At 55.9% G+C, this 14,178-nt stretch carries 14 protein-coding genes; 13 read left to right on the plus strand and 1 reads right to left on the minus strand.

Going from position 1 to position 14,178, the window contains the following annotated elements; genetic code table 11:
• Window positions 1-15 precede the first annotated feature (15 nt).
• Entirely contained in the window at window positions 16-1,470 is a 1,455-nt protein-coding gene (locus ACXMYO_RS05170; protein ID WP_438767275.1) for a DASS family sodium-coupled anion symporter, read from the minus strand.
• Window positions 1,471-1,668: 198 nt separating this feature from the next.
• Between ACXMYO_RS05170 and galE the strand changes: the two genes are divergently transcribed.
• From galE to ACXMYO_RS05235, 13 genes are all read left to right on the plus strand, one after another.
• A complete protein-coding gene (gene galE, locus ACXMYO_RS05175) occupies window positions 1,669-2,691 on the plus strand; it encodes a UDP-glucose 4-epimerase GalE (protein ID WP_457808015.1) in 1,023 nt (340 codons plus the stop codon).
• A gap of 181 nt (window positions 2,692-2,872) precedes the next feature.
• Window positions 2,873-4,021 carry a glycosyltransferase family 4 protein gene (locus ACXMYO_RS05180; protein ID WP_457808016.1) on the plus strand — a complete coding sequence of 383 codons (1,149 nt, stop codon included), beginning with the start codon at window positions 2,873-2,875 and terminating at the stop codon, window positions 4,019-4,021.
• 90 nt (window positions 4,022-4,111) lie between these two features.
• Window positions 4,112-4,573, plus strand: a complete 462-nt coding sequence (locus tag ACXMYO_RS05185) for a DUF2489 domain-containing protein (RefSeq protein ID WP_438767278.1) — start codon at window positions 4,112-4,114, stop codon at window positions 4,571-4,573.
• 340 nt (window positions 4,574-4,913) lie between these two features.
• The gene (locus ACXMYO_RS05190) at window positions 4,914-5,849 is read left to right on the plus strand and encodes an OmpA family protein (protein WP_438767279.1); all 936 of its coding nucleotides are present in this window, start codon (window positions 4,914-4,916) and stop codon (window positions 5,847-5,849) included.
• A 263-nt stretch (window positions 5,850-6,112) separates the two neighbouring features.
• Window positions 6,113-8,011: a threonine--tRNA ligase gene (gene thrS, locus ACXMYO_RS05195; RefSeq protein ID WP_457808017.1), complete on the plus strand. Its 1,899-nt coding sequence runs from the start codon at window positions 6,113-6,115 to the stop codon at window positions 8,009-8,011.
• A gap of 26 nt (window positions 8,012-8,037) precedes the next feature.
• Window positions 8,038-8,583, plus strand: a complete 546-nt coding sequence (gene infC, locus ACXMYO_RS05200; RefSeq protein WP_115853214.1) for a translation initiation factor IF-3 — start codon at window positions 8,038-8,040, stop codon at window positions 8,581-8,583.
• A gap of 105 nt (window positions 8,584-8,688) precedes the next feature.
• Window positions 8,689-8,883, plus strand: a complete 195-nt coding sequence (gene rpmI, locus ACXMYO_RS05205) for a 50S ribosomal protein L35 (protein ID WP_086622910.1) — start codon at window positions 8,689-8,691, stop codon at window positions 8,881-8,883.
• Between the two features lie 33 nt (window positions 8,884-8,916).
• Window positions 8,917-9,267, plus strand: a complete 351-nt coding sequence (gene rplT, locus ACXMYO_RS05210; protein ID WP_086622909.1) for a 50S ribosomal protein L20 — start codon at window positions 8,917-8,919, stop codon at window positions 9,265-9,267.
• A 169-nt stretch (window positions 9,268-9,436) separates the two neighbouring features.
• The gene (pheS, locus tag ACXMYO_RS05215) at window positions 9,437-10,456 is read left to right on the plus strand and encodes a phenylalanine--tRNA ligase subunit alpha (protein ID WP_438767281.1); all 1,020 of its coding nucleotides are present in this window, start codon (window positions 9,437-9,439) and stop codon (window positions 10,454-10,456) included.
• Between the two features lie 24 nt (window positions 10,457-10,480).
• Window positions 10,481-12,865 carry a phenylalanine--tRNA ligase subunit beta gene (gene pheT, locus ACXMYO_RS05220; RefSeq protein ID WP_457808018.1) on the plus strand — a complete coding sequence of 795 codons (2,385 nt, stop codon included), beginning with the start codon at window positions 10,481-10,483 and terminating at the stop codon, window positions 12,863-12,865.
• A 40-nt stretch (window positions 12,866-12,905) separates the two neighbouring features.
• A complete protein-coding gene (locus tag ACXMYO_RS05225; protein WP_086622906.1) occupies window positions 12,906-13,202 on the plus strand; it encodes an integration host factor subunit alpha in 297 nt (98 codons plus the stop codon).
• 148 nt (window positions 13,203-13,350) lie between these two features.
• A complete protein-coding gene (locus ACXMYO_RS05230) occupies window positions 13,351-13,803 on the plus strand; it encodes a flavodoxin domain-containing protein (RefSeq protein WP_457808019.1) in 453 nt (150 codons plus the stop codon).
• A complete protein-coding gene (locus ACXMYO_RS05235) occupies window positions 13,800-14,177 on the plus strand; it encodes a hypothetical protein (RefSeq protein WP_457808020.1) in 378 nt (125 codons plus the stop codon). The genes ACXMYO_RS05230 and ACXMYO_RS05235 overlap by 4 nt, the downstream gene beginning before the upstream one ends.
• The last annotated feature ends 1 nt before the right edge of the window (window position 14,178 follow it).

Here is a 14,178-nt window from a genome sequence, read left to right on the forward strand (position 1 = left end):
TCCATACGGCACAGATCACCAGAGCAGTGAGACCAGTGCGTATACCATCAGCGTAATGATCACCGTGCCGGCCAGGTTAAGAAACAACCCGGCGCGAATCATGGACTGGATCTTCATCTGTCCGGTTGCAAACACGATCGCATTAGGCGGTGTTGCCACGGGCATCATGAAGGCACAGCTTGCGGCGATGGCAGCCGGAACGGTAATCAGCAGCGGCGAGAGACCCAATGAGATGGCCAGTGCCCCCAGCAGTGGCAAAAAGGCCGCAGCAGTTGCCGTGTTGGAGGTGACCTCTGTCAGGAAAATGATGACCAGAACCACGATGGCGATCAGACCGACCAGCGGGAAAATCGAGAAAAGCGACAGCTGCTCGGCGATCCAGGAGGCAAGCCCGGAGCTCTGAATAATGCCTGCCAGTGCCAGTCCGCCTCCGAAAAGCAGCAAAACTCCCCAGGGCAGTGACGCCGAGCTTTCCCAATCCATGAGCTTGTCTTTCTTGCTGCTCCCGGACGGCATCAGGAAAAGCCCAACGCCTACGGTCATGGCAATGGTTGTATCGCTGAGCCAGTCAAGGCCGAGGTTATTGAGCAGGGGTCGAAGAATCCAGGCGGCGGCTGCCAGCAAAAAAGCAATGCCGACCCGCTTTTCAGCAGAGCTCATGCTACCCAGTTTGCCAAGCTCCTCTTTCAGCAGGTTGTCACCGGCGTCGCTCTGCTCAAGGTCGAAGCTCTGTCTTGTGAGCCACCACCAGGCCAGCAGCATCATGGCAATTGATACCGGCAGACCGACCACCATCCATTGTGCAAAGCCGATATCGATTCCCTGGTTATTGGAGAGATAGCCGGCCAGCAGAGCGTTGGGGGGGGTACCGATCAGAGTGGCGACGCCCCCGATGCTGGCGGAGTAGGCAATGGCCAGCAAAAGGGTTGTGGCATACCGGCGCACTTCAGCTTCATTGCTGGTGGAAATAAGGGCGATCACGGAAGTACCGATGGGCAGCATCATGATGGCTGTTGCCGTGTTGGAGACCCACATGCTGATAAACCCGGTTGCCAGCATGAAACCGCCAATCTGCCTTTTGGGGTCAGACCCCACGACGATGAGGGTTCGCAATGCAATACGGCGATGGAGATCCCAGCGCTGCATGGCAAGGCCCAGCAGGAAACCGCCCAGAAACAGGAAAATGATCGGGTCTGCATAGGCCGAGGTAACGTCTTTCAGGCTGCCGATACCCATGGCAGGTGCGAGAATAATGGGAAGCAGGGAGGTCGCCGGGATCGGAATCGCCTCGGTTGACCACCAGGTGGCCATCAAAAGGGCAAGGCCGACACAGTGCCAGGCGCTGCCTGACATGCCGCCCGGTGCCGGCACGACAAGCACCATCACGATCCATGCCAGCCCCAGCCACAGACCAATGACAGGTGCCTTGCCTGAAGATGGCTTGTCGGTATCCGTCGTCGTATCAGGCATTATTTGTTCTCGGTAACAGGAGTTGAGTTAAAGTACAGCCAACCGATGGATCAGCATAAATCCTCGACTTTATTCATGTTTATAATGAAATATAAGACGATTGTATTTGCGCCTTTCGTCGACCATGAATGCTGGTGCACCTTTTCAGAACAGTATTCATTCAGCCGTTTTATTGATTCAGGATACAGGGGAAGGTAAATGATTCTTGTCACCGGCGGGGCAGGTTATATCGGGTCGCATACGGTCCTGGCACTGCTTGAAGCAGGCCAGGATGTTCTGGTGCTGGATAATTTCTGCAATGCCAGTCAGAAATCTCTGGACCGGGTCAATACGTTGACCGGCAGGGAAGCGCGCTGGGTAGAAGGCGACATTCGTGATGCGGCACTGCTGGATGACATCTTTGAGCACAATGATATCGATTCGGTCATTCATTTTGCCGGCCTCAAGGCCGTGGGTGAAAGCGTCCAGAAACCTCTTGCCTACTTCGATAACAACGTCAATGGCACGCTGGTGCTTTGTGAGGCCATGTCACGCGCCGGCGTGAAAACGATCGTTTTCAGTTCTTCAGCTACCGTGTACGGCGATCCTGAATCGGTGCCCATCCGTGAAGACTTCCCTACCGCGGCCACCAATCCCTACGGCCGTTCCAAACTGATGGTCGAAGAAATCCTGCGCGATCTTGCCGTAGCCGATCCGCAGTGGCGTATTTCCGTACTGCGTTATTTTAATCCGGTGGGCGCGCATGACAGCGGCATGATCGGTGAAGACCCTAATGGTATCCCCAACAATCTGGTGCCTTTTGTCAGTCAGGTGGCGATTGGTCGCCGAGAAGTGCTGTCCGTATTCGGCAACGATTACGATACCAGTGACGGTACCGGTGTTCGTGACTATATCCACGTCACGGATCTGGCGAAGGGGCATCTGATGGCCCTTGATTACCTGTCCCGCCATGATGGCGTTCATACTTTCAATCTTGGCACCGGCAAGGGGTACAGCGTGCTGGAAGTCGTGAAGGCCTTTGAAAAAGCCAGCGGCCGAGAGGTTGCTTATGAAATTCGCCCCCGTCGTGCCGGTGATATCGCTCGTTGTTACGCTGACCCGGCTCACGCTGAAAGGGTTCTCGGCTGGACTGCCGAGGCAGGCCTTGAGGAAATGATGGCGGATACCTGGCGCTGGCAGCAGAAAAATCCCGACGGTTACAGGGACACAACATCTTCCTGAGTCGAGCATGAGTCGCAATCGGTACTTGTGGGACGACTGGCCCGGATAGTGCTTCATGATACCATGATGTGCGCAGTGCTTGGGCCGCATGAGCTTGAGCGCTGATTCAGGATCGCCATCGTGAACGTTGATTTTGCCAGTGAGGCACGTTCGCTGATATCGCTGTTTGAGTGCCTTTTGAATGACAGAACATGCAACACCGCTGGCGGCCATTGCCATCCGCCAGGTAGAAAAAAGCACAGGTGCCAGCCGGAATGCGCTTGAGCAAACGGCAGCGCTGATCACGCTGGGGTATCGGGTCGTGATTATTGCCGAGCGAGGCAATGCCGATCTGGTGGCGCGTGCAGGCGCTCGACTGGTCAGGACACGGCGCTGGCCTTTCAAGGGGGCCCGTCGACGCTTCTGGTTCAATCGCCGTGTCCAGGCATGGGCGCGGCGACATTCGCCAGATCTTTTGATAAGTCATGGTGATGTGGAAACGCCCGATGTGGTGTATCTGCATAACTGTGTGCATCTGGCCAGTCAGGCCATATACGGTTGTGCACTACCCGAGGATCATGAGGTCGCCGCCATTCATGATCATGTCCTCAAGGGGCAGCGTTTTCGTCGTGTCGCCGTCAACTCAAGGATGATGGGAAACGACCTGACGAGTCGTTACGGTATTGCCCCTGACAGGATCGATATCAGCTACCCGGGCTATGACCCTGAACAGTTTCATCCTCAGCGGGCCCGTATTAATAGAGAAGAGGTGCGTCAATCGCTGGGAGTGGCGCCCGGAGAGTTTTTAATAGGGGTAGTCACTTCCGGAAACTTCAAAAAGCGTAATGTGGACGGCTTTATAAAGCTGGCATCGGAGCTGGACAGGCTGATGCCCAACCGCTGTCGCTTTCTTGTAGTCGGCAAGGATGACGCTTCTCCCTGGCAGAAAATGGCTGAAACCCTCGGCGTTGCCGAGCGGTTTGCCTGGCGCTCGACTGTCAATGAAGTCGAACGACTCTACGGTGCACTGGATATTTTCATGCTGCCTGCCCATATCGAAGAGTTCGGTCGTGTCGCGCTGGAAGCCATGGCGTGTGGTACGCCGATCATGCTTTCGTCCGAAGTCGGCTGTGCAGAACTTCTGGAGGATCGCTATCCTGAACTGGTTCTGGACGCCATGGACGTCAAAGGGTGGGCGCAAAGTGCGCGCAGGCTTCTTGAAGACAGCGCCGGGCGTGATGCGTTGAGCAGGGAGCTTTCAAGTCTGGCAGGAAACTATTCCCATGCGCGTCAGCAGGAAAAACTGGTCGCTGCATTCAGGGCACTTGGCGCCGAATCCGCTACCGGATAGTGAATACCGTTTCTGGCTGGCGATATTATCAAGCCGGAGAATTGTTATGGCGCTAATGATCGAATTCACGTCAAGGGAGTATTGTTAATCGTGTCACAAGCCTGGGCGATCACGCTTTTATGCATGGCGCTTGTGATTGTTGGCGTGTTGCTGGCAATTATCTGGCGGATGTCTCGCGAACTGCGTCGACGCAAGCAGTTTCAGGAACAGGAGAAGGCGCAGGCCGAATACCAGTGTCTGTCCAATCTCAACGTAATAGGCCGGGCGATGCAGGAAGGTCAGATGGACCTGGCAGAGGGGTGTCTGCGCGCTCGGGTCATGATTGATATTCTCGATGCCGGCTGGTGGGAAGACAGCGAACTGGCTGTTATTGCGCAGGTGAGTGACGATACCTCTCATCTACATACTCACCAGGCCCGCTCAACCCTGACGGCGCGCGAAAGAATGCAGGAAGATCGTCAGAGACTGGAAGTTGTCAGCAAACACGAAGTGGGTATTTTGCAGGCGGCTCGCAGACTGGTCGATCGGACAAACCACGTTGTAATACAGTAATGATCCATAGTTTCGAGAAGATTCATTTTTTTGAAGTTCGACGCAATTACCCTGAAATTTAATCAATGCAATAAACAGGGTTTGACTTTCACCGCTTTCAGTGCGAAAACAGTGTTCGAATACGTCACAATGGATTGCCAGTGACGCGTTTTTCATCATGGCATCGTGTGGTTGTTTCGAGAGACCAAAGCAGGGTGGTCACAAGCTGGCTCCAATGCTCTTGATATGCTTTTCTTTTCAATACAAGAAAAACTTTCTAGTGCTGTTGGCGTTGCCTATACTCGGAACCGCTTAGTAACAACATCGTTGCCCTAGCGTTGCAAAAAAGAAGGAGTCTTGCATGAATAAATCAACAACTGGCTTGCTGCTGGGATCTGCTCTCGTCATGGGTCTCGCCGGCTGCGCCAGCTCAGGTTCTCAATCTTCCGGTGCTTCGTCCAGCGGTGATTCCTGGTACTCTTCTCCTTTCGTCTGCGGTCTGGCCGGTGGCCTGATCGGTGGTGGCCTCGGTTACGGTGTCAGCAGCAACGACGACGAAGAAACGGGTGCCGCTATCGGTGCAACTGCCGGCGCAACAGCAGCTGCTCTGCTTTGCTCGGGTGGCGACAGCCGTGAACTGGATTCCGATAATGACGGCGTGCCGGATTCTCGTGACGAGTGCCCGAACACACCGGCAGGCGTAGCCGTTGATGCCAAGGGCTGCCCGATCGACACCGACGGTGACGGCGTGCCGGACTACCTCGACCAGTGCCCGGGTACCCCGGCTGGTGTAGAGGTTGATTCGCGCGGCTGCCCGCTGGATTCCGACGGTGACGGCGTTCCGGACTATCAGGATCAGTGCCCGAACACTCCGGCCGGTACTCAGGTCAACGCTCTGGGCTGCCCGGCAGCGCTGGTACTGCGCGACGTCAACTTCGAATTTGACTCTGCACAGCTGACTTCCAACGCCGAACAGACCCTGAACGACGTTGCCGAGAAGCTCAACAGCAACGAACAGGTACGTGTTCGTCTGGAAGGCCACACCGACTCTGTTGGTAGCGCTTCCTACAACAAGGATCTGTCTCAGCGTCGTGCGGACTCCGTTCGTGACTACCTGGCCTCTCAGGGCGTCTCCTCTGATCGCATGGAAGCCCTCGGCTTCGGCGAAGAGCGTCCGGTAGCCAGCAACGATACTGCTGAAGGTCGTGCAGAAAACCGTCGTACCGAAGTTCATCCGCTGGGTGAAAACGGTCAGGTGATGGATCGTACAGGCCAGAACGGTGGCAACAATCAGTAATTTCTGCTGATTGCCATCTGACAAAAGAGGGCGCTTCGGCGCCCTCTTTTTTATGTAAATATTTCTCGACAAGTGCCGGCAGTTTTATCAATTTCCAGTGATTGACTGGACGTGATTCATCACTGTTTGCTAGTTTGCGCTCCGGCTTGATAACTTGCCCCACGCCTGCCAGTTTCCGGGTGCACTCCCTGTGCCCTGCTGACAATGTAATGCCTCAAGTGACTCCTGGTAGCGGTCACCACTGAAACAAGGAAGGAACTCCTATGCCCGTCGTCACACTTCCTGACGGTAGTCAGCGTCAATTTGATTCCCCCGTATCCATCATGGCGATTGCCGAGTCCATCGGTACCGGCCTTGCAAAGGCTGCCGTAGCCGGCAAAATCGATGGCCATCTGGTCGATACGGCCGATATCGTCGATCATGATGCGTCAGTTGCCATCGTGACTGCCAAGGATCAGGAAGGGCTCGAGATCATTCGCCACTCCTGCGCGCACCTGATCGGGCATGCCGTCAAGCAGCTTTATCCCGACGCCAAAATGGCCATCGGACCTGTCATTGATGACGGTTTTTATTACGACATCGATTTCGGACAGTCCATTTCAAGTGATGATCTTGAAAAGATCGAAAAGCGCATGCGTGAGCTGATCGATGAAGGATATGACGTTTCAAGAGTGTATGTTGACCGTGATCAGGCCCTTCAAACCTTCGTGGCGCGAGACGAGCCCTACAAGCAGGATATCGTTTCCCGCATTCCCGAAGGCGAGACCATCCGGCTCTATCATCACAAGGAATACATCGACATGTGCCGGGGACCTCATGTTCCCAATACCCGGCATCTAAAATCGTTCAAGCTTTTGAAGCTGGCCGGCGCCTATTGGCGAGGTGATGCTGCCAACACCATGCTCACGCGTATTTATGGTACGGCCTGGGCGGACAAAAAGCAGCTTAACGCCTATATCAAGCGACTTGAAGAAGCAGAAAAGCGTGACCACCGTAAACTGGCGCGTCAGCTCAATCTCTTTCATCAGCAGGAAGAGTCGCCGGGCATGGTTTTCTGGCATCCGCGAGGCTGGGCCATCTGGCAGGCGGTCGAGCAGTACATGCGAAACGTTTATCGCAGCGGTGGCTATCAGGAAATTCGCTGTCCGCAGGTCATGGACGTCAGCCTCTGGAAAAAGTCCGGCCACTGGGATAATTACTCGGAAAACATGTTCTTTACCGAATCGGAAAAGCGAGAGTACGCGCTCAAGCCGATGAATTGTCCCGGGCATGTACAGGTATTTAACTCAGGCCTTCACAGCTATCGTGAAATGCCCATTCGCTATGGAGAGTTCGGCGGATGTCATCGTAATGAGCCCTCGGGTGCATTACACGGCATCATGCGAGTGCGTGCCTTCACTCAGGACGATGGTCATGTCTTTTGCACCGAGCAGCAGATTGAACCGGAAGTCACCGATTTTCATCGTCAGGCGCTCAGGGTTTACGAGGACTTCGGTTTCGACGATATCGACGTCAAGATCGCTCTGCGCCCTGAAAAGCGTATCGGTAGCGATGAAGAGTGGGACAAGGCTGAAGGCGCGCTTCGCGCTGCGTTAAAGGCGTGCGACGTTCAGTGGCAGGAGTTGCCCGGTGAGGGCGCCTTTTACGGGCCCAAAATCGAGTATCATATGCGCGACTGTCTTGGTCGTGAGTGGCAGGTGGGCACCATGCAGGTTGATTTCATGATGCCCGGCCGTCTCGGCGCCCAATATGTGGGTGAAGATGGCAACCGTCATACACCGGTTATGCTTCACCGTGCCATTATCGGTTCCTTCGAGCGCTTTATCGGTATCCTGCTGGAGCATCACGCCGGTGCGCTGCCGCTGTGGCTTGCACCAGAGCAGATTGTTGTGCTCAACATCACCGATGCACAGGCAACCTATGCCACGGCGCTGACCGAGCGTTTGCAACAAGCCGGTCTTCGTGTCAAGTCAGACTTGAGGAATGAGAAGATCGGTTTTAAAATTCGTGAGCATACACTCCAGAAGGTGCCTTATCTGCTGGTTGTCGGCGATAAGGAAGTGGAGTCGGATAGCGTTGCTGTCAGAACGCGGACTGGCGAGGATCTCGGGACGATGACAGTTTCCGAATTTCTTGCCAGACTGAATAACGAGCGTGGATAGCAGCATTTCTTTTCAGCAATGGAGACTTGACGATCAAGCGAAATAACCAACGTGGGCGCCCTCAGGAAAAGCGCGCACCCATAAATGACCGCATCCGTGCGGATGAAGTTCGGCTTATCGATAGCGAGGGCGAGCAGCTGGGTGTTGTGCCCATGAATGAGGCGCTTGCCAAGGCTGAAGAAGCTGGGCTTGATCTCGTGCAGATATCCAATGCCGATCCGATCGTTTGCAAGATCATGGATTACGGCAAGCATCAGTTCGAACTGAAAAAGCAGAAGTCTGCTCAGAAGAAAAAGCAAAAGCAGATCCAGATCAAGGAAGTCAAATTCCGGCCTGCAACCGATGAAGGCGACTACCAGGTCAAGCTCAAGAACTTGACCCGTTTCCTTGAGGAAGGCGATAAGGGCAAGGTCACTCTGAGATTCCGCGGTCGCGAAATGGCGCACCAGGATATCGGACGCAAGCTCATGGAGCGCGTAGAGCATGACTTGGACGACCTTGCTGTTGTAGAATCGCGTCCGAAGATGGAAGGCCGGCAAATGATCATGATGCTGGCCCCCAGGAAAAAGTGATCCGCGGGCAGGTTAACGAGCGTGTTGATGCTATCGCAGAAGGTTTGCCATGGTTCGGCACGCTGGCCTCGGGTTTTCTAAAAAATATCGTGCGGAGTTATTCTCATGCCGAAAATCAAGAGCAACAGCGGTGCGGCCAAGCGCTTCAAGCGCACTGCCAAGGGCTTTAAGCACAAGCAGTCCTTTCGCAGCCATATCCTGACCAAGAAATCGACCAAGCGTAAGCGTCAGCTGCGCGGTATGAAGCAGATCCATGATGCCGATCGTCGTCTGATCGAGCGCATGCTTCCTTATATCTAAGTCGATTCAAACAACTGAAGTCAGGAGGTTTTCATGGCTCGTGTAAAGCGTGGTGTCGTCGCTCGTCGTCGTCACAAGAAGATTCTGAAGCAGGCAAAAGGCTACTACGGTGCTCGTTCGCGCACTTTCCGTGTTGCCAAGCAGGCGGTCATCAAGGCCGGTCAGTACGCCTACCGTGACCGCCGTCAGCGAAAGCGCCAGTTCCGTGCGCTGTGGATTGCACGTATCAACGCTGCAGCTCGCACTCACGGCATGTCCTATAGCCGCTTCATCAACGGTCTGAAAAAGGCTGGTATCGAGATCGACCGCAAGATCCTTGCAGATCTGGCCGTTCACGAAAAGCAGGCTTTCGGTTCTATCGTCGAGCAGGCCAAGGCCGCCTGACGGTACGGGTGATCCGATTTCACCTGCCGAAATGCTACAAGGGAAGAGCCGTTGCTCTTCCCTTGTTTTTTTGTGTGGCAGCAATTTATCGTCAGATCCCTGATAACAGGATCAACGTGCAGAGCTTCCCGGGTATCTGCAATCTGCCGTTTTTCATGGAGCAAGACGGATGGAGCATCTCTCCACAGTAGTAGCGACGGCGGTCGACGCCATAGACGCTGCCGAAGATATCAGGGCACTGGAAGACATTCGTGTCCACTACCTTGGAAAAAAGGGTGAAGTGACGGCTTTGCTGAAAGGGTTGGGAAAGTTGCCGCCCGAGGAACGTCCTGCTGCCGGCGAGGTCATCAATCAGGCAAGGCAGCAGATCGAAAGCGCCCTGGAAGCCAAAAGGACGACGCTGGAAGCCAGTGCCATGGCCGCAAGGCTTGCTGCACAAAAGGTGGATGTGACGCTACCGGGTCGACGCGAGTCTTCGGGAGGCCTTCACCCCATTACCCAGACGCTGCGCCGCATCGAGCAGTGTTTTGCCAATATTGGTTATGATATCGCGGAAGGTCCCGAAATCGAGGACGATTATCATAACTTCGAGGCCCTGAATATACCGGCCCATCATCCAGCGCGTGCCATGCACGACACCTTCTATTTTGATGCGCGCCATGTACTGCGCACGCATACGTCTCCGGTTCAGATCCGAACCATGGAACATCAGGAACCACCGGTGCGTCTGGTATGTTCGGGCCGGGTATACCGTAATGATTCCGACTTGACCCATAGCCCCATGTTCCATCAGGTGGAAGGGCTATTTGTGGATGAAAATGTCAGCTTTGCCGATCTCAAGGGAACCATCGAGGCCTTTTTGAAAGCCTTCTTTGAGCGTGACCGGCTCGATGTTCGTTTTCGCCCCTCCTATTTCCCGTTCACCGAGCCTTCGGCAGAAGTCGACATTCAATGCGTCAACTGTGGTGGTCAGGGGTGTCGCGTCTGCTCTCATACCGGCTGGCTGGAAGTAATGGGTTGCGGCATGGTGCATCCCAACGTGTTTGCCCATGTGGGTATAGACTCGCAGCGCTATAGCGGTTTTGCCTTCGGCATGGGCGTTGAGCGTCTGGCGATGCTGCGGTATGGCGTCAACGACCTGCGTCTTTTTTTCGACAACGATCTGCGCTTTCTCCGCCAGTTTCAGTAACCCGTTTCGGTATAGCGAGGCAAGATGAAAGTTTCCGAACAGTGGCTGCGTCAATGGGTTGATGTAGCGCAGAACGTGCAGGCGATTGCCGATCAGATCACCATGGCAGGACTGGAAGTTGACGCCGTTGAACCGGTGTCACCCCCGTTCACAGGTGTCGTCGTTGCACAGGTCAAAGAGGCCGCTCAGCACCCTGACGCTGACCGTCTTCGTGTCTGCCAGCTTGATGATGGCAGCGGGCAGCTTCAGCAGGTAGTGTGCGGCGCGGCCAATGTGGATGTCGGTCAAAAAGTGGCGCTGGCCCGACCCGGCGCTGTGCTTCCCGGTGATTTCGCCATCAAGGAAGCAAAGCTTCGAGGCGTGGCGTCTCATGGCATGATCTGTGCCGAGTCCGAGCTGGGCCTGGTCGAAGAAAAGTCGCCGGGCATCTGGGTGTTGCCACAGCAAGCCCCCATTGGCGAAGACCTGAGGCAGTGGCTCGGGCTGGACGATCACAGCATCGATGTGGACCTGACGCCCAACCGTGGCGATTGCCTGAGCGTGATGGGGCTGGCGCGCGAAATCGGTGTGCTCAACCGCGTCGAGGTCAAACCGCCCGAAATTGCTGCCGTGCCAGAGCAGATCGACGAGCGCTTCGATGTCCGCCTTGAAAATGGCCACGCCTGTCCACGATACAGCGCGCGCGTTGTACGTGATGTGGATGTCAGTACGCCGTCTCCGCTGTGGCTCAAGGAGTATCTGCGCCGCTGTGGTCTGCGCGCCATCGATATCGTGGTGGATGTTACCAACTATGTGATGCTCGAGCTGGGCCAGCCGATGCATGCCTTCGACCTGGATCGACTCCAGGGGGCTATCGAAGTGCGCAACGCTCGTGCCGGCGAGACGTTGACGCTGCTTGATGGGCAAAATGTTCAGCTTGCAGACGATACCCTGCTGATTGCCGATGCGGATGGCCCGCTGGCCATTGCCGGTGTCATGGGCGGCGAGCGCTCGGGCGTCAACAGCGAGACACGTCATGTGCTGCTGGAGTCTGCCTTCTTTGCCCCGCTTTTTGTCGCCGGGAAGGCTCGCCAGTACGGTCTGCATACGGACGCCTCGCATCGCTTCGAGCGCGGCGTTGACCCGACGCTGCAGGTGCGTGCACTTGAGCGGGCAACAAAACTGCTTGTCGAGCTGGCCGGCGGTCGTCCCGGACCGGTGATCGAGCAGACGGATGCGCAGGCGCTGCCCGAGACTTGCCAGATCACCCTGAGCGCCGCGCGCGTCAGCCGGATTCTGGGCATGGCGCTCGATGAAGAAGAGATCAGCGACATCCTGACCCGCCTGGGCATGACCCTGGTGGCTCAGGGGGAGGGCGTCTGGCATGTCAGTGTGCCGGCATGGCGCTTTGATGTGCGTCTGGGAGAGGATCTGGTTGAAGAACTGGCGCGCGTTCACGGCTACAACCGCCTGCCCGTAAGGTATCCGCAGACCAACCTGGCCCCGCGTCGCGAAGATGGGACGAAGGTCTCTCTCGATGCCATTCGCCAGCATCTGGTAGCGGGTGGCTACCAGGAAGCCATTACCTACAGCTTCGTTTCCGAGGAGCTGCAGCAGGCACTGGATCCGGTAACCGTGACGCCTACGCTTGCCAACCCCATCTCCAGCGACATGTCCGTCATGCGCTCGAGTCTGTGGTCGGGCCTGTGCCGGGCGCTTTTGCATAATCTCAATCGCCAGCAGCAGCGTGTTCGTCTCTTTGAGACAGGGCTGGTTTTCAAGGGCGATATCGATGCGTTGACGCAAACGCCCATGCTGGGAGGAATGATCTGCGGCACGCGAGACCCGGAAGGGTGGACGAGCCGCAAGGACAACGTCGATTTCTTTGATATCAAGGGCGACGTTGAACGGCTTCTCGCGCTGGGTGGCGTCGAAAGCGAGTGGCGCTTCGAGCCGGGTGAGCATGACGCGCTCCATCCCGGGCAGTGCGCTCGCATCATGCGCGGTGATCAGCATGTCGGTTGGGCAGGTGCGCTGCATCCTGCGGTCAGGGAAAAGCTCGGAATCAAGCCAGAAGTGTACGTTTTCGAGCTTGAGCTTGAATCCCTGCAGCAGGGCAGGCTTGCCACCTTTACTCCGCTGTCTCGTCAACCGGAAGTCCGGCGCGATCTGGCGCTGCTGGTGGATGAGGCGCTGCCGGTGCAGTCACTGCTGGACCTGATTCGTGAGCAGGCCGGGGAGGCATTGACGGATCTTCGTCTTTTCGACGTCTATCAGGGCGCCGGCGTTGAGGAAGGGCGCAAGAGCCTGGCGCTGGGCTTGACCTGGCAGCATCCTTCGCGCACGCTGACAGATATTGAAATCAATCAGACAATTGACAATATTGTCGCGGTTTCCTCGGAACGTTTTGGCGCGTTGCTGCGTAACTGAATGCGGTGGCGGGATATTGTCTCCTACAGGATGTCGGATAATGAGTGCGTTGACCAAGGCTGAACTGGCAGAGCATCTGCACACGTCGCTTGGCTTTTCAAAACGTGAAGCCAAGATGCTTGTCGAGCAGTTTTTTGATGAAATCCGCGGGTGTCTCAGGGAAAACGAACAGGTAAAGCTTTCAGGCTTCGGCAATTTTGATCTGCGCGACAAGCGTGAAAGACCCGGTCGTAATCCCAAGACGGGAGAGGAAATTCCGATATCGGCGCGTCGAGTGGTGACGTTTCGGCCCGGCCAAAAGCTCAAGGCTTTGGTGGAGGAACGCGACAAGGCCTGATTGTCTGGCGTATTCACAGCCAGAATGGTTGGCTGTTACTGGTTAAAAGCCCCGCCCAAGGCGGGGCTTTTTTATATATTGGCGGCCGGGAAAGCGTTAAACGCCCTGTGTTACCATTCTCGAAATTTAATGCGGGTGACTGAAACTCATGCCTGATGTCGGAATTTATGTTGCAACGGTTTATGGCGGCGCGCTGGATGTCGCCGAGCAGATAGCGCCACTGTTCGAGTCGTCGGGTTACGGCGTCGAGATCCATGAAACGCCAACACTGGATAAACTGATCGATCCTCAGCCGGATCTGGCGCTTTTTTGCATCTCCACCACGGGACGTGGCGATTATCCCGGCAATTTTACCGGGTTAAGCAGCGCTCTCGAGCAGCAGCGTCCGTCACTTCATGGGGTTCGTTACGCCATGATCGCCATGGGCGACAGCAGCTACGAAGAGAGTTTTTGCGGTGCCGGTCGCAAACTGGATGAGCTTTTGACCGCCCTGGGCGCCACGCGTGTCGGAGAGCGTCTGGAAGTGGACGCCTCGGAAACCCCCATGGCCGATGATGCTGCATTGCCATGGGTAGAGCAGTGGCTGGAAGCACATTCATGAATCGTCAGGGGTTACTGGCCAGCGGCGAGCGAATTTCCATTTTGCTGGGATTGGCACTCACCATGCTGATGGCAGTGCCGGGCTACTATATCGTTCGCGATAACGAACGGCTGGTACTGGTGTGCGGCGGCGTAGCGGCGCTGGTGGTGGTCTCCGCCATTTTGTGGCAACGCGCCTCAAGCAGTGTCAGAACTGATGTCGCCCGGTCGTTGAAGCGCCTGGTGCTGTGGCTGTTGGCCAGCGTGGTGGCTACAGCGCTATGGCATCTGGTCACGGGACAGGCGCAGTTCTGGTATCAGTGGCTGCCCAGAGCCATGATCCTTGGGCTTTTGCTGCATACCCTTTACGGCTGGTGGCGCCCTGCACAGCAGTAGC

The organism is Kushneria sp. EE4, from assembly GCF_977968315.1.